The following is a 20,303-nucleotide window of genomic DNA, read 5'->3' as shown; positions in this document are numbered from 1 at the left end:
ATAGTGGAATTTCAAAAATTTAATTGTAAAAACGGAGCAATACATGTTATTAAATGACTTAATCCAATTATCTCTAGGTCAAGCTGCAGATGCTGGTGCTGGTGGTACTTTAGCAGGCTTATTGCCTATCATTCTGATGTTTGTGGTGCTTTATTTCTTAATGATTCGCCCACAAATGAAACGTCAAAAAGAGCACCGTGCCTTAGTAGAAGGATTAAAAAAAGGTGATGAGGTAATTACAGCAGGTGGTTTACTTGGTAAAGTTTCTCGTGTAACTGATAACTATATCGCTATTGAAGTAGCTCAACAAAACGGACAATCAGTAGAAATTTTATGTCAACGTGTAGCTGTCACTACCGTATTACCTACAGGCACTATCAAAGATTTATAATTTTTTGCTATCCAAGGGGCTGATTTCTTAGCCTCTTTTAATGGTTACGGTGGGCATTATCGTTGTGTTCACCGTATTTTCTATCCAACTGGATTTTATTTTTTATTGCGGCTAGGTATGAATCGCTATCCTCTCTGGAAATACTTAATCGTTCTTGTTGCCTTAATTTTTGGCATTCTCTACACGATTCCTAATATTTTTGGGCAAGCTCCAGCTGTCCAAATTTCAAGTGCAAATGTGGCTCGTAAAATTGATGAGTCTATGCTGTCTCGTGTAGAACAAGTTCTCAAACAAAACAATATTCCTTTTACTAGCTCTCAGCTACAAGTCAATGGGTCAGTCGGCACTATTCGCGTACGTGTAGAATCACCTAGTATTCAATTACAAGCAAAATCTGCCATTGAAAAAGCACTTAATACAAACCCTGCAGAGCCTGACTATGTCGTTGCCTTGAATCTGCTACCTGCCTCACCTGACTGGCTAAGTAAGATTGGGGCTCATCCCATGTTCCTAGGTCTTGACCTACGTGGCGGTGTGCATTTCCTTTTACAAGTTGATATGCAAGGTGCTTTAGAGACACGTTATGACTCTCTTAGTAATGAGTTACGCACCCTCTTTCGTGACCAAAAAATTGCTGTAGATAGCATTAACCGTGCTGGTCAAACAATTACCTCTACGTTTGCGACAGAAGATGCTTTAACCAAAGCACAAGATTTAATTCGAACAAGATTGCCTGAATTACGCTCAACAGTGACATCCGCTGATGGTAAATTCATTTTAAATTCAACCATCAATCCAACTGAAATTACTCGTGTACAAAATACAGCATTACACCAAAACATCGTTACGCTACACAATCGTATTAATGAGCTAGGTGTTGCTGAACCGGTTATTCAACAACAAGGGGCTGATCGTATCGTTGTACAACTGCCAGGCGTACAAGACGTGGCAAAAGCCAAAGATATTCTTGGGCGTACGGCAACATTACAATTACGTTTAGTGGATGATTCACCGTCAGCAATTACGGCGCTATCTTCTGGAACTGTTCCTTTTGGTTTAGAAAAATTTAAAGATAGTGATGGTCGTGAGATTTTATTACGTCGACAAGTATTACTCACTGGTGAGAATCTTGAAAATGCGCAATCTGGACGTAATCAACAAAGTCAGCAACCTACTGTTAATCTAACGTTGGACAGCAAAGGATCGCGTATTTTCCGTGATGTAACTCGCGATAATATTAACAAACGCATGGCAATTGTCTTATTTGAAAATGGTAAGGGTCAGGTAGTTACCGCTCCTGTTATCCGTTCTGAAATTCCTAATGGTCAAGTGGAGATTTCAGGTTCGATGACGCCTACACAAGCAGCAGATATTGCCTTACTACTACGTGCTGGATCTTTAGCTGCTCCAATGTCAATTATTGAAGAGCGTACTATTGGCCCTAGCCTAGGTGAAGAGAATATTCAAAAAGGCTTTAAATCAACCTTATATGGCTTTATGATGGTCGCTGTCTTTATGATTATTTATTATCATATTTTCGGTATTTTCTCGACTATAGGTTTGATGTTTAACGTCTTACTATTACTTGCTTTACTATCATTATTACAAGCGACATTAACCTTGCCTGGTATTGCCGCAATTGCCTTAACATTAGGTATGGCAATTGACGCTAACGTACTGATTAATGAGCGTATCCGTGAGGAGTTACGAGAAGGTCTTTCTCCTCAACAAGCCATTAATATTGGTTTTGATAAAGCATGGGGTACTATTCTTGACTCTAACATCACCTCGCTGATTGTAGGTCTTGCACTATTAGCATTTAGTGGTCCTGGTCCTATCCGTGGTTTCGCTGTGGTTCACTGTCTTGGTATCTTAACGTCAATGTTCTCTGCTGTTGTGGGTGTGAGAGCGCTAGTTAACCTTTGGTACGGTCGTAAGAAAAAACTTAAATCAATTTCTATTGGTACCGTGTGGAAACCAAGCACCTCTGCCAACACAGAAACAACTGATTAATACCGTAGTGATGTTAGGTTTTTAGGAAATAAAATGGAATTATTTAAAATTCATAAAACCATACCGTTTATGAAACATGCACTTGTACTCAATATTATTAGTGCAATTACCTTTCTATTAGCGGTATTTTTCATTGCAACTCGTGGCTTTAACCTATCCATTGAGTTCACAGGTGGTACCTTAATTGAAGCTAAATATGCTCAAACAGCTGATTTAGAAAAAATCCGTGGCGCAATCAGTAAATTGAATTACTCAGACTTCCAAGTACAAAACTTTGGTACCTCTGAAGACGTGTTAATTCGCCTACCCTTGCAAGAAGGCAAAAGCTCTGCTGAACAAAGCCAGCAAATTCTTTCAGCGCTTCAGCAACAAGATAGCTCTGTTAAATTAACTCGTGTAGAATTTGTCGGTCCTCAAGTCGGCCATGAGCTATACAGTAATGGACTTAATGCTTTTATCTTTGTGATTGTTGGTATCTGTGTATACCTAGCTTTCCGTTTTGAGTGGAAATTTGCTATTGCTGGTGTACTTGCCAATATGCATGACGTAGTGATTATTCTCGGTTTTTTTGCCTTTTTCCAATGGGAGTTCTCACTAGCTGTACTTGCCGGCGTATTGGCGGTATTAGGTTATTCAGTCAACGAATCGGTAGTGATTATGGATCGTATCCGTGAAAACTTCCGCAAACAACGCAAATCCTCTGTTATTGAAGTGATTAATAGCTCTATTACTCAAACTATCTCCCGTACAGTGATTACTCACGGCTCAACACAAATGATGGTTTTAGCAATGCTATTTTTTGGTGGTCCAACCTTACACTATTTTGCACTAGCACTAACCATTGGTATTTGGTTCGGCATTTATTCTTCAGTATTTGTTGCTGCTGCCATCGCTATGTGGTTAGGTATTAAACGAGAGGATATGGTCAAAGCACCGAAAAAAGAAGATCCTGCGGCAGAACTTCTTGAGGGTTAATTAATCACTCTGCTAGATTAAGATGCCGTTTACTAAAAAATGGCATCAAATAAAAACGGTGGATATATTTTCATATCCACCGTTTTTTTATTCTATCTTTATCCCTAATCAGCTATTCCTCAATATCATCCAGACGGTGAGTTAATCAAACTCACCACCGAACAATTAAAAGATAGATATTATTTAAGTGAGATAGGTAATACATAGAGCATATTACTATCTACTTTTTGATTAGGTAATGTCTTAATTTTGATTCCGGCTTTCTTATCCCCTACAGGAGCAATCGCAAAGTCATCATCATTAATCACGGCTAAATGGGTACGAGATTTGTCAGTAAAGAACATTCCTTCAAATTTATCATGCCCATATCCACCTTTAACATCTTTTGTTAGGCTTAACAGTTCTTTCTTTTGTGCTGGTTTAATACCAGCTTTTTCCAATGCGTCCCATTCTGTTTGCTCTAGGGTTTTACCGTCAACAAGTAAACCAGTTTCAGAAGCTACATCACCAGATACATCCGTTGCCTCAGAAATATCTACTAAATAAACTTTTTTACTGCCATCAAACTCACTATCTCGCTCATCAACTAAAAAATGTTTATCATCAATCGCCAAAATTTCTGAGTTAGCATAATCAGCTTTATCTTGTTGATATAAATATTGTTGACTTGCGCCGGTTTCTAAATTTAGCGTCACAATACGAGTTAAGGTTTTGTTTTTAACCTCATCTTTTGAAGGATTAAATAACGTTGATTGCATGATACCCACTAACGTTTTACCGTCAGGCAATATAGTAAGACCTTCCATCCCTCTATTCGCACGACGTTTAGCCAATACCGCAGGTAACGCCAATTTCCCCGTATTAGATTTCATGCCCAAAGGTGAAATACGCTCTAATTGTTTACCTTCAGCGTCAAAATGGGCAATATGTGGACCATATTCATCTGACACCCAGAATGAACCATCATCCATGACCACTAAACCTTCCGAATCAATACCATTATCATCCGTACCTACTTTATTACCTTTCATATCGACGGCAATTTCACCAGTTGATCCATAGCCTTTAGAATTAGGTAATCCCGTAATTGGCTTTCCTTCTGCTGTATGAAATTTAATTTCTTTGATTAATACAATAGAGCCGTCATTTTTGACTTCGAAATAGCCAATGGTTGGTTGGTAATCTGGGGTAGGAAAAATTTTCTCATTTTTATTTGGGCTATCTGCATTAGGGCCTCGATCTGTCATCGCATAAAAACGATTTTCATTTTTAGGATCAGCGGCAGCAGCAGAACCATAACCACCGTGATGAATAGGAACATTATCAATCATAGTCAGTACAGAAAAAGGTAATGCTGTACCTTCCGCTGGAATATGGCTGAAACCAGCCATTGCAGATGAACAGGCAAGCGTTAACAACGATGGTAATAAATAACGTGCGAACATAATAATCCTTTGAATAGACAAGAAATACTTAATAAAAAGTGATTAATTCTATGATGTGGATATGACTATTCAATGACAATTAATTTTTTATACTTAACGTTCTCAAATATAGTTAAAGCCCTAAACATTTTTTTGTTTTAAAACAAAAAGATAGCTATTTTTACTTAATAAACCGAGTACAATAACGCTTTTAAACTTTACCCCCGGGAAAAACCCGTTACGGTACATCTATTATGCAAGAATTATCTATTAAGCGCGAAGGCGCGACCACTCAACAAACCACACCAATCGAAAGCGAACAAGTCATTCTTCCAGAAGGCGCCAAAAAACTTTACATTAAAACATTTGGCTGCCAAATGAATGAGTACGACTCTGAAAAAATGGCCGATATTCTCAATGCCGAAAAGGGTTTAGAGCTAACAGAAAACCCTGAGGAAGCTGATGTTATTCTATTAAACACTTGCTCCATTCGTGAAAAAGCCCAAGAAAAAGTATTCTCTGACTTAGGTCGTATGAATCTACTTAAAAAGAAAAATCCTAATCTCGTCATTGGTGTAGGTGGTTGCGTGGCTAGTCAGGAAGGCGCCACGATTATTCAACGAGCACCTTATGTGGACGTGGTATTCGGCCCACAAACATTGCATCGTTTACCACAATTAATCGATCAAAAAGAAGCGACTGGTCGAGCTCAGGTTGATGTCAGTTTTCCTGAAATCGAAAAATTTGATGCATTACCACCAGCCCGTGTTGATGGACCAACAGCCTTTGTATCTATTATGGAAGGTTGTAGTAAATATTGTTCATACTGTGTTGTACCGTATACTCGCGGTGAAGAAATCTCTCGTCCATTTGAAGATGTTTTAGTTGAGGTAGCCGATTTAGCTGACCAAGGCGTTAAAGAAGTCAATTTATTAGGGCAAAACGTAAATGCTTATCGTGGCGTGATGAAAGAAACAGGGGAAATTGCAGACTTCGCCATGCTGTTAGAATATATTCATGAAATTCCTGGTATTGAGCGAATTCGTTATACCACATCTCACCCTAAAGAGATGACAAAACGCTTAATTGATGCCCATGCTACGTTACCTAAATTAGTTCCATTCTTGCATTTACCTGTTCAAGCAGGCTCTGATCGTGTACTAGCTGCCATGAAACGTGGTTATACTACGCTTGAATTTAAATCTATTGTGCGTAAATTATATGCAGCTCGTCCTGGCTTAACCTTATCTTCGGATTTCATTGTAGGTTTCCCTGGCGAAACAGATGAGGACTTTGAGGCAACCATGAAATTGATTGAAGATGTCAATTTTGATACCTCTTTCTCGTTCATTTACTCTCGTCGTCCTGGCACACCAGCAGCAGATTTACACGACGATACGCCTTATGATGTCAAACTAAAACGTCTGCAACGTTTACAAGCACAAATTAATAAGCAGGCTAAGGCTATTAGTGAAAAAATGCTTGGTACCACCCAACGTATTCTGGTAGAAGGTAAATCTCGTCGAGATAGCAATGAACTCATGGGACGCACCGAAAACAACCGTATTGTGAATTTCCAAGGTGGCGATCGTCTTATCGGTCAAATGATTGATGTAAAAATCACGGCAGTCTACACAAACTCTTTACGTGGCGAAGTCGTTCACAAAGACTAAACAGGATGACTAATAAACAACAATCTATCTCTGTTATGCTTGATGGAGACAACACCCATCTCGCTAATTTTCTAGGACCTTTGGACGAAAATTTACGCCAAATTGCCGTTGCTTGGGATGTGCATATCGGTCGCAATGGTAATCGTGTCCTAGTGGAGGGTAAAAATGCTCAAGCTGCTGCTAACACAATTGAAGTCTTCTTCATGCGTGCACGTCATACGGCACTATCTGTGGACGATATTCAATTAGGGCTAGTTGAACTAAAAGCAAAGTTTGAGAAGAAAAAAACAACTGAGAATACTGAGTCAGATGTAGAATTACCCTCTCTCACCGATGAAAACGAGGTTTTTCATCTACGCACTCGTAAAAGCGATTTACGTCCTCGCACTCCTCGCCAAAAAAACTATTTACAAAATATTTTACGCAACGATATTACCTTTGGCGTGGGACCTGCCGGTACGGGTAAAACATGGCTAGCCGTAGCTTGTGCTATTGATGCCTTGGAGCGTGATAATGTACAACGCATTATTCTGACACGACCTGCTGTTGAAGCAGGTGAACGATTAGGCTTTTTACCTGGTGATTTAGCACAAAAAGTTGACCCTTATCTACGACCTCTCTACGATGCATTGTATGATTTAATGGGTTTTGAAAAAGTCCAAAAACTCTTCGAAAAACAAACGATTGAAATCGCCCCTCTTGCCTATATGCGTGGTCGTACACTTAATCATGCATTCGTGATTTTAGATGAGGCTCAAAATACGACACCAGAACAAATGAAAATGTTTTTAACTCGTATTGGATTTGGTAGTAAGGCTGTCATCACGGGTGATCCAAGTCAAATCGACCTCCCCAAAGGACAAAAGAGTGGCTTAGCACATGCGTTAAGTATTTTACAAAATATCCAAGGCATCCAGATTAGTCGTTTTACCAGTAAAGATGTTGTCCGACATCCTTTAGTCGCTCGTATTATTGATGCCTACGAAAACCACGAAAAAGATTCTTCTACTAGATAATCATTATGTTGCAATTTACCGTTCAATATACTGTTGCTATACCCGAATTAAGCCGCCAACAATTGCGTGCATGGGCATTACGCGCTGCTAAGGCAGCACATCAAGACGTTGCTTTTGACGTGGCTGAACTCACCCTTCGCTTTGTAGATACTGAAGAAGCAATCGCCCTCAATAAAGCTTATCGAGAAAAAGACTATGCCCCTAATGTGCTAACGTTTGAATATGGCATTGATGAGTTAGATACCGTTAGAGGAGACATTATTATCTGTGTCCCTATACTAAAACAAGAGGCTCAACAGCAGCATAAAACGCTTAAACAGCATGCAGCACACTTAGTTATCCATGGAGTTCTACACGCACTAGGCTATGATCATATCGAAGAAGCTGATGCACAAGAAATGGAAGCACTAGAGGCGAAGATTCTAGCCGATATAGGATTTCCTAACCCTTATGAGACATAAAATAAGCCAAATTATCCATATGATTTTTAATGATATCTACATACAATTAATGTAAAGTTAAAAATTTTTAACCAATTTTTCATATTTTTAGGTTATTCTATTTATTCCTTAACTTGACGTCCAAAGATGTCCACTGAACCTTATCCGTCCGCGGCCCCTGATTCGGACTTAAAAACATCGGCCAAACATTCGTTAGCTCGTCGTCTTTCTCAAAAAGTAAAAGGCTTATTTAGTCTACAGCATGAGCCTGAGGATCGCGAAGATATTAATGAATTACTCAATAGCGCCCATGAAAAAGGCATCATCGATCAAGATGCTTATGACATGATTTTAGGCTCTATTTCTTTTAGCGAAAAAATCGCTAGCGATATTATGGTACCTCGCTCAAAAATGGACTGTATTGATATTAATCAGCCTATCAGTGAGATTGTGCCATTTATCATTGAAACAGCGCATTCTCGTTTCCCTGTTTATGAAGTAGAAAAAGATAATATTATCGGCTTATTGTTAGCTAAGGACTTATTGCGCTATGTCATAAACCCAGAACAAAGTCTACGCTCACTTGTGCGCCCTGCTTATTTTGTCCCAGAGACAAAAGCATTAAACAATCTCATGCAAGAATTCAAAACCACCCGCAATCACATTGCAATTGTTATTGATGAGTATGGTAGCCTGACTGGTTTAGTCACCATGGAAGACTTACTCGAACAGATTGTTGGCGATATCGAAGATGAATACGATGAAGACGCCGAACAAACGATTTTCCCCGAGTCAGCAAACAGTTGGCGAGTTATGGGTGTTAGTTCCATTAAACATTTAAACGAAACCATTGATGCCAACATTCCAGAAGACGAATATGACACAATTGGTGGTTGGTTAGCTGCTGAGTTAGACCATATCCCAAAACGTGGTGACACCTACGAATTCCACCATTTTAAATTTAAAGTTCTTCGTGCCGATGAAAAACGTGCTCAATGGATCCATATTCGACGAGCACAACCATCTCCTCAACCACAAGAATCCTAATAGTATGCCTTGGATCATTTTACTTATTGCAGGTATTATTCATGCTCAAAGCTTCTCTGCTAGCGTAATACCTGCTTATTTATTGAGCTATATTGAAATTTTTACACTAGCCATTTTATTTTATTATTGGCTAAGTAGTACTTCTATTAAACAAGTGTTGATGAGAACATTTGTTTTCACCATTGGTCATTTCTGTGCTGGTATTTACTGGTTATTTATTAGCATGAACACCTATGGTAATCTTGCACCTCCCTTAGCTGCTGCTGCGGTATTTTTACTTTCTGCCTACTTGAGCATTTACCCCATGTTAGCCGCAGCAATCTTTCGTTTTTTTACCCCCATAAATCGCCCAAGCATTTTCACTGTTTTTTTAATAGCAGCGACTTGGGCACTCGGTGAATGGTTACGAGCAACTATCTTTACAGGTTTCCCATGGCTAACTATTGCCTATGCTCATGTAGATGGATTTTTGGCAACTTGGGCACCTATTTTAGGCGCATATGGCGTAGCGTTTATGGCAGCTTTATGTGCAGCTCTATTAGCGCTTGCTCTCTATCAAAGAAAAAACTCTAGCACACAATCTGAAGCCCCCCTAAAAAAAGCCTCTATTCCTGTGATTGTTGCACTATTAGCGATTACTATAATAAGTAGTATAGGCTTGCATCAGCTAAATTGGAGTCACCCTACTGGCACACCAATTTCTGTGCGTTTGGTACAAGGTAATATTAATCAGCATGATAAATTTAATCCTGCCAATATGCTTAATAGCTTAATGAGCCATTTTGAATTAGCCAATTTACCCCCAGCAGATACTCAACATCCACCTAAAGTTGTTATTTTTCCCGAAACTATCATTCCTGGCTATCAATCAAACTTAGCCCCTGAATTATGGGAACATATCCGCCACGAAGCAGAAAAGCTCAATGCAGATTTCTTTATTGGTACACCTTATTTAGCTAAAAACCCTTCTGACGGTAGTCCATATGTGGCAAATAGTATGCTACTCATCAATGGACAAACAGATATCAATCGCCTATATGAACAAAATGGTGTTCCTCGTTATGACAAGCAACATCTAGTCCCTTTTGGGGAGTTCATTCCTTATGGTTTCCGTTGGTTTGTTGAAGCGATAGGTATTCCAATGGGAGACTTTAATCGTGGCGAAAAACGTCAGCAAAACTTTATCGTTGATAACCATGTTTTTGCAGCTAATATTTGCTATGAAGACGTATTTGGAGAAGAGTTATTACCTGCTCTATATCCCCATAAAGTCAAATTTGGAGATACTGAAAATCTTAACCCAGGTGCAAATATCCTTTTTAACGTTAGCAATTTAGCCTGGTTTGGCGATAGCTCTGCATTAGGTCAACACTTACAAATGGCTCGTATGCGTGCCCAAGAAACAGCTCGCCCTATGTTACGTGCTACCAATACAGGTGCTACTGCTCATATCAATGCTAATGGTGATGTGGTTGCTATTCTTCCTTATCACTCAGCAGGTGTTTTAGATGTGATGGTTCAAGGAACAGAGGGACTCACATTATATTCACGCTTAGGTAATAAAGGGATTTTAATTATTATTGTCGGGATTTTATTAATGGCGCTACGCCGAAAAGTATTTGACAAATATTTAGCGTTAGAGGTAAGATAACTCCCTTATCTAAGATTGTCTTTGGGGGTATAGCTCAGTTGGTAGAGCGCTTGCATGGCATGCAAGAGGTCAGCGGTTCGATCCCGCTTACCTCCACCAGAAATATCAAAGGGTTAGCTTTTATTTAGCTAACCCTTTTTGCTTTTTAATTACCTACTTATTCCACACAGCCTGTTATCTGCCATCTTTCTCATGATTTTTAACTAAGTAATTGATTTTATTAAAAATTAAACCCCATTTATATACATTAAATGGAATTAATGTTAGTATGATCTTAATGTGACTTTTATTTGGACATTACAAGGAGGGCGTGCCATGCAATTATCCTTAAATGCCGTAGGAGAAACAGCTTTAATTACGTTGTATATTAAAGCGAAAGACTATACATCCCCTTATCACTCTGTACTAAATGATAAGCTTTCTTGGGAAATTCTCAATAAAATTGATTACAATTTTGACAAATTCAATCATGCTTGGTCATCATATTATGGTGTGTTGGCTAGAGCCTTAGTCTTTGATGCCCAAATCAAAAAATTTTTACACAGATATCCAGATTGCATCGTTATTTGTTTAGGTGCTGGCTTAGATACAGAATTTTATCGTATTGATAATGGTACGATTGATTGGTATAACATTGATTATCCAGAAACAATTGCCGCAAGAGAGCTCTTATTTGATGCTCATCCTAGAGTACATAATATCGCCAAATCGATTCTTGATCCAAGCTGGCCAACAGACATCCATGTAGACGGTCGTAAACTCTTATTAATCGCCGAAGGAGTCTTGATGTACTTAACTGAACAAGAAGTTAAGTCATTTCTAAACTTACTGACAGATTCATTTCAGGAATTTACTGCTTTATTCGATTTAGCTTACACCGGCTGGGTTAACAAAGGAAAATTTCATGATGCGGTCAGTAAAATGAATGTTGATTTTCAATGGGGAGTAGTTGATGGCAAAGAAGTTGTACAGTTAAACCCTAAATTAACACAAATTGACTTCATCAATATCACCCATAGTATGACAGCACTGCTTAACGGCTGGGGTTTCTTACTCTATCCCTTTATTTATATGAGTAATAACAGAATAGGGATTTATAAGTATCAAGCTCGTTTACACAAAAGAGCTTTGCCATAGTAAAGGCTTTTCTAGAAAAAAGTAGGAGCATGGTTAAGTCAATGGTATGCGGTAGAACAATATTCTTACCGAATAAGCCATGATTAACCATGCTCTTTTATCATAAAATAGAAACGAAACTCTACTTGCATACTACAAGAGCTTTTATTTCCATCTATTAGATGAATTTAGTGTAGGCTACTCTAGCCCAATAAGCCCTGATCTTTTAACGCTTTTTGCACACCAGCATTATTTTCAACGCGTTTGAAATATGCTCCTAAATGAGCAAACTCACTTAAATCAACTTTCAATGCCACTGCCCAACGACTGATAACATAAAAATATACGTCACCAATTGTAATGGTATTCCCACATAAATAATCATTAGCCGACACTGCCTTCTCCACTTGCGCATAAATGCTTTTAATGCGACCAATCATTACCGTAGAGATTTTCTCCTTCGCCTCTTCACTATCAGCTAAAAATGGTAATTTGAATAAAATACCGAAACTACCATGCAAGTCTGTATTAGCTAATGCCAGCCATTGGCGTGCTTTGGCTTGTTCCTTAAGCGAACCTTGCCCAAAAAGATGCGCATCAGGATACAAGGTATTAATGTATTCAACAATAGCTACATTCTGAGCCAATCTCCAGTCGCCATCCTCTAGCAGAGGAACACTTCCTTGTGGATTTTTGGCTAAAAAATCAGGTGATTTTAATTCCTCTCTTTTTACCAATTGAATGGTATAGTCTGCTTTCGCCCATTCTAATGCAACGTGTGGGACAAGAGGACAAGCACCAGGCATATAATAAAGTTTTAACATACGATTCATTCTCCAAAATTTTAACTTTATCAGCAGTCTCGCTGACTGTTTTCACAGTCAGCAAAAAACTCTTTGATTCTTGTTGAGTAGTTTACCTGATTAATTAAAAAATCATTTATTCTTTTTTGTAAGTCTTGTTAAAAGCTTATAATAAAACCTATTCACGTTCATGATGGTTCAAAAATTAACGTGTTATTTCTCTATCTCTATTAATACATAAGCATTTACCTTAACTTATAACTCTCTTTTAAATGTATTTTGTTATTCTTCGTAGATATGGAACTATATTGAGTCCTCATTTCTTATTAGGAACTCATTATGAATAAGTCCCCCCAAACCATGATGTCAAGATCACAACGGATGTCTATTCCGCTCAAATTTTGGTATGCCATTTTATTTTTATTACTATTCTTCACTGGCTTATTTTTTACTGTCGGTGGTGTTAAATTAGCCTCTTTAGGTGGTTCGTTATATTTCGTGATTGCCGGTATTGCTATTTTACTCACATCACTACTTTTGATTCGCCGTAAATCAGCTGCCGTTTGGTTATTCTTACTTACCTTTATTGGTACAGTTATCTGGGCATTTTATGAGTCAGGATTGGCATTTTGGCCCTTGTTTTCTCGCTTAATGTTTCCTGCGGGATTATTGATGCTATTGCTCTTCACATTACCATCATTAAGACGCTTAGAAGGAAAATCTACATTAAGAACGCCTGCCTTACTTTCAGGCACTCTCGTCTTATTAGGCATGCTGGCTAGTTTAGCAGGAATGTTTAAGCCTTACCCTACCGTAACTAGCAATGGTAAATTACTAGATTTAGTTTCTGTGCCCACCAATCAAACGCCTAGCAACTGGGAGCATTATGGTAATGACTCAGGCGGCAGCCGTTTTGCTCCTTTCGCACAAATTACTCGTGAAAATGTAGGGGAGCTCAAAGAAGTTTGGCGCTACCGTACAGGTGATTTCACTACAGGAAGTGGTAATAATGCAGAGGATCAACTGACGCCACTGCAAGTGGACAATAGAGTTTTTCTATGTACCCCACATAACAATATGATCGCATTAGAAGCGGATACGGGCAAAGAACTCTGGAAAGTAGAAGTGAACTCAAAAGCCGCCGCTTGGGAACGTTGCCGAGGCGTTGCCTATTTTGATAGCACAAAACCTCTAGAACAACCTACGCTACCAGACTCAACACCGGTTACAACAGTCTCTACAAATAGCAAATGCCTTCGTCGTATTTATACCAATACCCCAGATGCTAGATTAATTGCTGTCAATGCGGATACTGGCGAATACTGTGAAGATTTTGGTAATAATGGAACCGTTAATCTTTTAGAAGGATTAGGCAAAGGTACAGAAGCACCGCGTTTTGAAGTCACCTCTGCCCCTACTATTGCAGGTACTACTATTGTGGTAGGTAGTCGTATTGCCGATAATGTTGATGCGGATATGCCTAGTGGTGTTATTCGTGGATATGATGTTATTACCGGTGAGCTGCGTTGGGCATTTGATGCCCGTAACCCTGATAATAATTACAAGCTCAAACCAGGTGAAACTTATATCCGTAGCGGTGCTAATGCATGGGCAGCATTATCTTATGACCCCAAAATGAATACTGTATTCTTGCCTATGGGAAGCTCTTCTGTTGACCTTTGGGGAGGCAATCGTCGTCCCCTTGACCATATTTACAATACCTCAGTATTAGCGTTAGATGCAACCACAGGGCATCAAAAATGGGTATACCAGACAGTCCATAATGACTTATGGGATTTTGACTTACCTATGCAACCTAGTTTAGTGGACTTTCCAATGCCTGACGGTCATTTACAACCAGCTGTAGTGATTGGTATAAAATCGGGACAGTTCTTTGTGCTTGACCGAGTAACAGGCAAGCCATTAACAAAAGTAATTGAACAACCCGTGAAAGCGGCTAATGTTCCTGATGAACAATATTCATTGACTCAGCCTCGTTCTGTGGAAATGCCTCAAATTGGTAATCAAACCCTAACAGAAGCCAATATGTGGGGGGCAACACCTTTTGACCAATTGATGTGCCGTATCAGCTTCAAATCTATGCGCTATGAAGGCTTATTTACCGCACCAGGACTAGATGTTTCCTTAAGTTTCCCTGGCTCTCTTGGTGGCATGAACTGGGGAAGCATTGCCTTTGATCCAAATCATCATTATTTATTTGTTAATGATATGCGCTTAGGTCTATGGATTGAATTAATGAAACAAACCCCTGACGATATTGCTGCTCAAGCAAATGGAGGGGAAGCCGTCAATGTAGGCATGGGTGCTGTTCCTTTAAAAGGCACTCCTTATAAAGTGAATAAAAACCGCTTCATGTCTGCGCTAGGCGTACCTTGCCAAGAACCTCCTTATGGAACAATGACGGCCATTGATATGAAAACACGTCAAATTGCGTGGCAAGTACCTCTAGGCACTGTTCAAGATACAGGTCCAATGGGGATAAAAATGGGATTACCTATTCCCATTGGCATGCCAACAATTGGTGGTCCTCTAGCTACTCAAGGCGGATTAGTATTCTTTGCGGCAACACAAGACTATTATTTAAGAGCCTTTGATAGTTCAACAGGAAAAGAGCTTTGGAAAGATCGTTTACCCGTTGGTAGCCAAGGCACTCCAATTAGCTATATTTCACCAAAAACTGGCAAACAGTATATTGTTATTTCCGCGGGTGGTGCTAGACAGTCTCCTGACCACGGTGATTATGTCATTGCTTATGCACTTCCAGAAACTAAACAATAACTAGTCTTTAATTGGCGTTTAATTATTGTATTAATTAACGCTTCTCTACAAAAAAGCAGGCATAATACCTGCTTTTTTGCTTGAACTTTTGTATTAGAAATAAGCCTTTATTTTTATTGAGCAAAAAATTGATTATACATTTGACAAACTACTTTTTGGTTTAAGCAACAACTGTATTGCCTGCCATAAAACTTCCCAACCACTTTTCAAGATAAAAAAACCTAATATAAAACTAGCGACTAAATCAACCCATTGCCATGAAAAAAAGTAAGCACTTAGTCCAGCCGTAATCGCTACTAATGAACCAAACAAATCCGCTATTACATGTAAATAGGCTGCTTTAATATTAAGATTTTCATGATTACTTTTCAGCATTATCCACGCCACACTAATATTTACAATCAACCCCAAGACAGCAACACCAATCATAGGTAAGGCATCTAGCATTACTGGATTATGCCATCGTACAACAGCCTCTCTCATTATCATCATAGCCACAACAATTAATGATAAGCCATTTAAACCTGCTAAATAATATTGTTTACGCGTAGATAAAAACAGGGCTAACAAAGCAATTAATAAAGACAAACTATCATTTGCCATATGACCCGCATCAGCTAGTAAAGCTAAACTATTAAAACGCCAGCCTCCCCAAAACTCTACTGCCATAAAAAAAGTAATACACATAAAGCTTACTGTCAGAATCTTTTTATCACTTGGCAATGAATGTTGATGATGATTACCATGTTCATGCCGATGAAAGTCATCCTTATATAACTCACCAGTTTTTTGCTGAGATGCCGACTCAACATTATGGTGATTACACAAAGGATCCAAATGATGTTGGCATTGATGTTTATCCTCAGTCATGTAAAATACTCCCTAGTAGTATATTTAATAATATACTCCCTCCCAGTATATTTAGCAAGAGAAAATTAGTGAGAGATTAGTATGAGTCATTTACAGCACAACAAAAAAATTCTAAATCGCATCAAACGATTACAAGGTCAATTAAATGCCGTTGAAACCACGGTTATAGAAGGTAAATCATCATGTATGGATATACTTCAGCAAGTAGCTGCTATCAAAGGCGCCATTACTGGACTGACAAATGAACTAATTGAGGAACAATTGACTCAACATGTATTACCAGCAGACTACAATGCCCAAGAATTAGAAAAATTCTTAGGATTATTAAAAAAGTATAACTAATGAATCATGATAAGCAACAACGACAACTTATCTGCTATCAACTAATCCATATTTAGGCAGGAGGATAGCATTCTTTAAATACGATTGCTGCTTAAACGATATTTATTGATATTGAGGAGCTATTTATAAGCGTATAAGCCATTTTTAAAAGTATCTTTTACGCAACAAAATGATGTAATCTATTATTTATCCATTCATTAACTATAAATTTAATTTGTAGTTTTATAGTTTTATGTTATAGTTATGTTCTTGATGTCAAAAACCAACCTGATATCAAGGTTTTATAGTACAGTCCTGTCCCCTTCGTCTAGAGGCCTAGGACACCACCCTTTCACGGTGGGTACAGGGGTTCGAATCCCCTAGGGGACGCCACTCTTGACACGAGTGTGTATATCTGTAAAGTTTACCGTGTGGAGCGGTAGTTCAGTTGGTTAGAATACCGGCCTGTCACGCCGGGGGTCGCGGGTTCGAGCCCCGTCCGCTCCGCCACAATTTGTCCTGTCCCCTTCGTCTAGAGGCCTAGGACACCACCCTTTCACGGTGGGTACAGGGGTTCGAATCCCCTAGGGGACGCCACTCTTGACACGAGTGTGTATATCTGTAAAGTTTACCGTGTGGAGCGGTAGTTCAGTTGGTTAGAATACCGGCCTGTCACGCCGGGGGTCGCGGGTTCGAGCCCCGTCCGCTCCGCCAGTTTTAAAAAATTAAATCTATATTGAATACCTCAAATTAGCACTATTGTTAGTTTGAGGTTTTGTTTTTATACTTGCTGTACTGCGTGAAGCGTAACACTCACCACTACTACTAGCATATATTTGCTTACTTTACATTAGCCATTTCCGTTATATTCGTTATATGGCCTTGCTCACTAGTTAGGCATGAATATTTTTTTGATTCTGTACACCAGCTTCCGCAAAGGTATTCACATTAACTAGCGATTTGAATTTTAATTGCATAAAGAAAACAACCGCTAACGTCATTAAACTTCCCGTCACCGCCGTTGGTACAGTACCAATGAAATGCGCCGTACTTCCTGCCCTGAATTCACCTAGCTCATTAGATGAGCTGATAAATAACATATTTACTGCGCTAACACGTCCACGCAAAGAATCTGGGGTCGAAAGCTGAATTAATGAACTTCTGACATTGACACTTACCATATCACAAATTCCAGCAATCATTAACGCAGCCACACTGAGCCAAAACCAAGTCGATAATGCAAATACCAAATTAGCCATCCCAAACAGGGCTACAGCTACTAGCATGACCTTACCAACTGCTTTTTTGATTGGGAAAGCTGTTAAATAAATCCCTGCTAAAATTTCTCCTACCGACATCGAGCTTCTCAATATGCCCAACCCTTGTGCACCAACATGCAATACCTCGCTCGCATAAATTGGCAATAAAGTAACAACCCCTCCAAGTAATACAGCGAATAAATCAAGCGAAATCGCACCTAGCACAATAGGACGTTGTCGAATAAAAAGAATTCCCTCCACAAAGCGTTGCCAAACAGCACTCAATTGAAAAGCCTCCGTCACTGGCGTTTGGTTAGCATACAAAAGCTTTACCCATACTAATGGAATCACCGCTAGCAGGAAGAATAATGTACATGCTAGATAAGAAAACTCACTACTGACACTATACAAAATACCACCACTAACAGGCCCTAGTATAGTGGCCAGCTTCATCAACGTACTGTTTGTGGCAAGTGATTGTGGTAACTTATCCCTAGCAACAATTTGTGGCAATAAACTTTGTAGTACAGGATTAATAAATGAACGTGTCATGCCAAAAATAATCAATATCGCATAGGTCCAATAGATATAATCCTTCCCTTCTATGGCAATTATCATTAATGATGCACTACATAAGCAAGCAATAATTAAGCCAATCGCTAATATAATTTTGCGATTATAACGGTCAGCCACATCACCAGCTATAGGCAAACAAAACACCATGGGAATAAATTGTGCTAACCCAACATATGCCAATGCCATCGGATCACGTAAGGTATCATACAAATGCCATCCCACGATAATGGACTGGATTTGAATCGCAAACATAGTGAATAGACGAGTAATTAAAAAGGGTAAAAATCCAGTTTGCCCAATAATGGTAAAACGCATTGCTGATGGCTCTAAAATAGTATGGAAAAGAGCTATTATCTTACTATTTACCAAGATAGAAAAGCCTAAAATCCATAAATACTCAAGATACTCTACTTATCACGCTATAAACTAAATAGCTACAATGAAGCATATAGATATATATGCCTTACTCTACGATATTTAAGCTATTTTTCATCTCTACAACCTGATCCCCTACTTGCTTTAATAACGCCTCCATTTTCTTTAATTCTTTAACAAAATAGGCACTATTCAAACTCAGTTGCCAAGCTTTTTCCTTCTCACTATTTCCCTCAAAAGTAATAACGGTTGGCTGACCTCCAAATTGCCAATAAATTTCCTCTGCTTTGGGACAATAGGTTTGCAGAAGATCAGGTAATTTATGAAAAATAAGCGTTAACTTCTCATAAGTAGGCTGTGAACTTTGAATAAAAAAATTCATCTTAGGCTGACACCAACTTTCTTTATCAACCTTTTCACCATATACATAAATACCCATACGTTCCTTAGCTGAATACGCAATTCGTATCAGATTATGCTTACCAATTCCTCTCTCAGGCACCAAGAGATTATCTCCTTTACCAGCCAGCTGGTTTACTACCTCCTCCTGATTAACACTATCACTGCTGTTAGCCTGTTTATCATCTCCCTCATCTTGTTGTTCTATCACATTATTCTGCTGCGCTTGTATTGTTTTGGATTGATCTTTAGCTAGAGCGAATACTGATGAGACATAAAATAACCCCACACATAGCCCCATAATATAACGGCGATAATATTTTTGACTCATTTTAGCCTCATACTTATTTTAAATATGAAATAATTTTTATATTGCTTATATTAACCATGGTAATCTTTTCATCCATATCAACCTCCAACACCATCCAAATCAATTTCTCCCCTACCTCCTATCCTATTATCTTTCTCAATAGATAAACGATCCAAGTCGATATAGTTTCTTGTTTGTGTCCCCTCCTCTTTTCTTATAGTAGATTTATCTGCTTGCTGACTAAGACTATGCTGATTCTCTCGTTGCTGTGATTGTTTGGGTTTACCACTTTCTGTAACTTGTGGTGATAAAGTGGCGGTATTTGATACTCTTCCCGCACTACTAACTTTAGTCTGGCTAACTAGGTCAGCAAAAACATAACCAATTACTGCACCGTCTCTCCCTACGGCTATCCATCCTGTACCTGTATGACCCAATGCATAAATACTAGTTCCTCTATTAACATAGCCTAAACTAGCAGATGCTTTGTCTGGTGCTGAACGTAAATGAGCTGTTTTTTTGAGGTAATACGTTTGATTGATGGGGTATAACTCTACCTCATTCACTGCCTGATGAGCAGCATTCTCTTCTGATATGGTGCTACACGCAGATAATACACAGAATAGCCCAATCATAGACAAATAGCGCCCACAATATGACATAAGTGACATTATTGGCGCTATAGTAATTGATGTTTTATGAAGATTTCTATACTGATCACGAGAAGAACGATAATAGTTATTACCTCTATAATCACCTTGTGTTTCGAACATACCCATTGTTAATACCCCACACTAATGTCTCTCTAATAAGAACAGTATAAGGATTTCAACACCCTACCACCC

General features: G+C 38.8%; 17 protein-coding genes and 5 tRNA genes. 16 read left to right on the top strand and 6 right to left on the bottom strand.

From position 1 onward, the window contains the following. The first annotated feature begins 43 nt into the window (after positions 1-43). The 3 genes from yajC (at position 44) to secF (ending at position 3,379) form a co-directional block, all read left to right on the top strand. Positions 44-391, top strand: coding sequence for a preprotein translocase subunit YajC (yajC, locus tag BQ4443_RS05865; protein ID WP_023952311.1), 348 nt, complete (start codon positions 44-46; stop codon positions 389-391). Between the two features lie 117 nt (positions 392-508). Further along, positions 509-2,404: a protein translocase subunit SecD gene (gene secD / locus BQ4443_RS05860; RefSeq protein ID WP_071058353.1), complete on the top strand. Its 1,896-nt coding sequence runs from the start codon at positions 509-511 to the stop codon at positions 2,402-2,404. 33 nt (positions 2,405-2,437) lie between these two features. After that, positions 2,438-3,379, top strand: a complete 942-nt coding sequence (secF, locus tag BQ4443_RS05855; RefSeq protein WP_071058352.1) for a protein translocase subunit SecF — start codon at positions 2,438-2,440, stop codon at positions 3,377-3,379. A gap of 179 nt (positions 3,380-3,558) precedes the next feature. On the opposite strand, the gene BQ4443_RS05850 is transcribed toward secF, so the two are convergent. Continuing rightward, positions 3,559-4,824, bottom strand: coding sequence for an esterase-like activity of phytase family protein (locus tag BQ4443_RS05850; RefSeq protein WP_071058351.1), 1,266 nt, complete (start codon positions 4,822-4,824; stop codon positions 3,559-3,561). A 233-nt stretch (positions 4,825-5,057) separates the two neighbouring features. On the opposite strand from BQ4443_RS05850, the gene miaB reads away from it, so the two are divergent. The 7 genes from miaB (at position 5,058) to BQ4443_RS05815 (ending at position 11,767) form a co-directional block, all read left to right on the top strand. Beyond that, on the top strand, positions 5,058-6,476 hold the full coding sequence (miaB, locus tag BQ4443_RS05845; RefSeq protein ID WP_071058350.1) for a tRNA (N6-isopentenyl adenosine(37)-C2)-methylthiotransferase MiaB: 1,419 nt from the start codon (positions 5,058-5,060) through the stop codon (positions 6,474-6,476). Positions 6,477-6,481: 5 nt separating this feature from the next. Beyond that, complete coding sequence (locus tag BQ4443_RS05840; RefSeq protein WP_023951809.1) at positions 6,482-7,492, top strand: PhoH family protein; 1,011 nt, start codon at positions 6,482-6,484, stop codon at positions 7,490-7,492. Between the two features lie 5 nt (positions 7,493-7,497). After that, complete coding sequence (gene ybeY, locus BQ4443_RS05835; protein ID WP_071058349.1) at positions 7,498-7,953, top strand: rRNA maturation RNase YbeY; 456 nt, start codon at positions 7,498-7,500, stop codon at positions 7,951-7,953. Positions 7,954-8,079: 126 nt separating this feature from the next. Continuing rightward, entirely contained in the window at positions 8,080-8,979 is a 900-nt protein-coding gene (locus BQ4443_RS05830; protein ID WP_023951804.1) for an HlyC/CorC family transporter, read from the top strand. A 4-nt stretch (positions 8,980-8,983) separates the two neighbouring features. Beyond that, positions 8,984-10,630, top strand: coding sequence for an apolipoprotein N-acyltransferase (lnt, locus tag BQ4443_RS05825; RefSeq protein ID WP_071058348.1), 1,647 nt, complete (start codon positions 8,984-8,986; stop codon positions 10,628-10,630). Positions 10,631-10,653: 23 nt separating this feature from the next. Continuing rightward, positions 10,654-10,729: transfer RNA gene (locus BQ4443_RS05820), tRNA-Ala, on the top strand. 216 nt (positions 10,730-10,945) lie between these two features. Beyond that, positions 10,946-11,767 carry a class I SAM-dependent methyltransferase gene (locus BQ4443_RS05815; RefSeq protein WP_071058347.1) on the top strand — a complete coding sequence of 274 codons (822 nt, stop codon included), beginning with the start codon at positions 10,946-10,948 and terminating at the stop codon, positions 11,765-11,767. A gap of 182 nt (positions 11,768-11,949) precedes the next feature. Here the strand turns inward: BQ4443_RS05815 and BQ4443_RS05810 are convergent, their stop codons facing one another. Then, entirely contained in the window at positions 11,950-12,579 is a 630-nt protein-coding gene (locus tag BQ4443_RS05810; RefSeq protein ID WP_218118034.1) for a glutathione S-transferase family protein, read from the bottom strand. 309 nt (positions 12,580-12,888) lie between these two features. On the opposite strand from BQ4443_RS05810, the gene BQ4443_RS05805 reads away from it, so the two are divergent. After that, positions 12,889-15,348 (top strand): glucose/quinate/shikimate family membrane-bound PQQ-dependent dehydrogenase, encoded by a 2,460-nt coding sequence (locus BQ4443_RS05805; RefSeq protein WP_218118033.1) that lies wholly within the window; start codon positions 12,889-12,891, stop codon positions 15,346-15,348. A gap of 132 nt (positions 15,349-15,480) precedes the next feature. Here BQ4443_RS05805 and BQ4443_RS05800 read toward each other — a convergent pair whose 3' ends face one another. Beyond that, positions 15,481-16,218: a cation diffusion facilitator family transporter gene (locus BQ4443_RS05800; protein ID WP_023951797.1), complete on the bottom strand. Its 738-nt coding sequence runs from the start codon at positions 16,216-16,218 to the stop codon at positions 15,481-15,483. An 81-nt stretch (positions 16,219-16,299) separates the two neighbouring features. On the opposite strand from BQ4443_RS05800, the gene BQ4443_RS05795 reads away from it, so the two are divergent. The 5 genes from BQ4443_RS05795 (at position 16,300) to BQ4443_RS05775 (ending at position 17,253) form a co-directional block, all read left to right on the top strand. Next, positions 16,300-16,560: a metal/formaldehyde-sensitive transcriptional repressor gene (locus BQ4443_RS05795; RefSeq protein WP_023951795.1), complete on the top strand. Its 261-nt coding sequence runs from the start codon at positions 16,300-16,302 to the stop codon at positions 16,558-16,560. Positions 16,561-16,856: 296 nt separating this feature from the next. Beyond that, positions 16,857-16,932, top strand: a tRNA-Glu gene (locus BQ4443_RS05790). Between the two features lie 40 nt (positions 16,933-16,972). Then, positions 16,973-17,049, top strand: a tRNA-Asp gene (locus BQ4443_RS05785). 11 nt (positions 17,050-17,060) lie between these two features. Beyond that, positions 17,061-17,136 (top strand) — tRNA-Glu (locus tag BQ4443_RS05780). A 40-nt stretch (positions 17,137-17,176) separates the two neighbouring features. Further along, positions 17,177-17,253: transfer RNA gene (locus BQ4443_RS05775), tRNA-Asp, on the top strand. Positions 17,254-17,432: 179 nt separating this feature from the next. Here the strand turns inward: BQ4443_RS05775 and BQ4443_RS05770 are convergent. The 3 genes from BQ4443_RS05770 to BQ4443_RS05760 form a co-directional block, all read right to left on the bottom strand. Further along, complete coding sequence (locus BQ4443_RS05770; protein WP_071058345.1) at positions 17,433-18,689, bottom strand: MFS transporter; 1,257 nt, start codon at positions 18,687-18,689, stop codon at positions 17,433-17,435. A gap of 148 nt (positions 18,690-18,837) precedes the next feature. Further along, on the bottom strand, positions 18,838-19,479 hold the full coding sequence (locus BQ4443_RS05765) for a hypothetical protein (RefSeq protein ID WP_023951791.1): 642 nt from the start codon (positions 19,477-19,479) through the stop codon (positions 18,838-18,840). Positions 19,480-19,556: 77 nt separating this feature from the next. Further along, on the bottom strand, positions 19,557-20,237 hold the full coding sequence (locus BQ4443_RS05760) for an SH3 domain-containing protein (protein ID WP_071058344.1): 681 nt from the start codon (positions 20,235-20,237) through the stop codon (positions 19,557-19,559). Between the last annotated feature and the right edge of the window lie 66 nt (positions 20,238-20,303).

It is taken from the genome of Pelistega sp. MC2, assembly GCF_900099475.1.
Lineage (GTDB): Bacteria > Pseudomonadota > Gammaproteobacteria > Burkholderiales > Burkholderiaceae_B > Taylorella > Taylorella indica.
The sequence above is the reverse complement of the archived record's forward strand: the minus strand, read 5'-3'. Positions and strand labels throughout refer to the sequence as shown.

What these genes read in the sequence shown, in the direction of transcription:
- yajC (WP_023952311.1), top strand. Translation starts at nt 44, where the DNA reads ATGTTATTAAATGACTTAATCCAATTATCTCTAGGTCAAGCTGCAGAT.
- secD (WP_071058353.1), top strand. Translation starts at nt 509, where the DNA reads ATGAATCGCTATCCTCTCTGGAAATACTTAATCGTTCTTGTTGCCTTA.
- secF (WP_071058352.1), top strand. Translation starts at nt 2,438, where the DNA reads ATGGAATTATTTAAAATTCATAAAACCATACCGTTTATGAAACATGCA.
- BQ4443_RS05850 (WP_071058351.1), bottom strand. Translation starts at nt 4,824, where the DNA reads ATGTTCGCACGTTATTTATTACCATCGTTGTTAACGCTTGCCTGTTCA.
- miaB (WP_071058350.1), top strand. Translation starts at nt 5,058, where the DNA reads ATGCAAGAATTATCTATTAAGCGCGAAGGCGCGACCACTCAACAAACC.
- BQ4443_RS05840 (WP_023951809.1), top strand. Translation starts at nt 6,482, where the DNA reads ATGACTAATAAACAACAATCTATCTCTGTTATGCTTGATGGAGACAAC.
- ybeY (WP_071058349.1), top strand. Translation starts at nt 7,498, where the DNA reads ATGTTGCAATTTACCGTTCAATATACTGTTGCTATACCCGAATTAAGC.
- BQ4443_RS05830 (WP_023951804.1), top strand. Translation starts at nt 8,080, where the DNA reads ATGTCCACTGAACCTTATCCGTCCGCGGCCCCTGATTCGGACTTAAAA.
- lnt (WP_071058348.1), top strand. Translation starts at nt 8,984, where the DNA reads ATGCCTTGGATCATTTTACTTATTGCAGGTATTATTCATGCTCAAAGC.
- BQ4443_RS05815 (WP_071058347.1), top strand. Translation starts at nt 10,946, where the DNA reads ATGCAATTATCCTTAAATGCCGTAGGAGAAACAGCTTTAATTACGTTG.
- BQ4443_RS05810 (WP_218118034.1), bottom strand. Translation starts at nt 12,579, where the DNA reads ATGAATCGTATGTTAAAACTTTATTATATGCCTGGTGCTTGTCCTCTT.
- BQ4443_RS05805 (WP_218118033.1), top strand. Translation starts at nt 12,889, where the DNA reads ATGAATAAGTCCCCCCAAACCATGATGTCAAGATCACAACGGATGTCT.
- BQ4443_RS05800 (WP_023951797.1), bottom strand. Translation starts at nt 16,218, where the DNA reads ATGACTGAGGATAAACATCAATGCCAACATCATTTGGATCCTTTGTGT.
- BQ4443_RS05795 (WP_023951795.1), top strand. Translation starts at nt 16,300, where the DNA reads ATGAGTCATTTACAGCACAACAAAAAAATTCTAAATCGCATCAAACGA.
- BQ4443_RS05770 (WP_071058345.1), bottom strand. Translation starts at nt 18,689, where the DNA reads ATGCGTTTTACCATTATTGGGCAAACTGGATTTTTACCCTTTTTAATT.
- BQ4443_RS05765 (WP_023951791.1), bottom strand. Translation starts at nt 19,479, where the DNA reads ATGAGTCAAAAATATTATCGCCGTTATATTATGGGGCTATGTGTGGGG.
- BQ4443_RS05760 (WP_071058344.1), bottom strand. Translation starts at nt 20,237, where the DNA reads ATGGGTATGTTCGAAACACAAGGTGATTATAGAGGTAATAACTATTAT.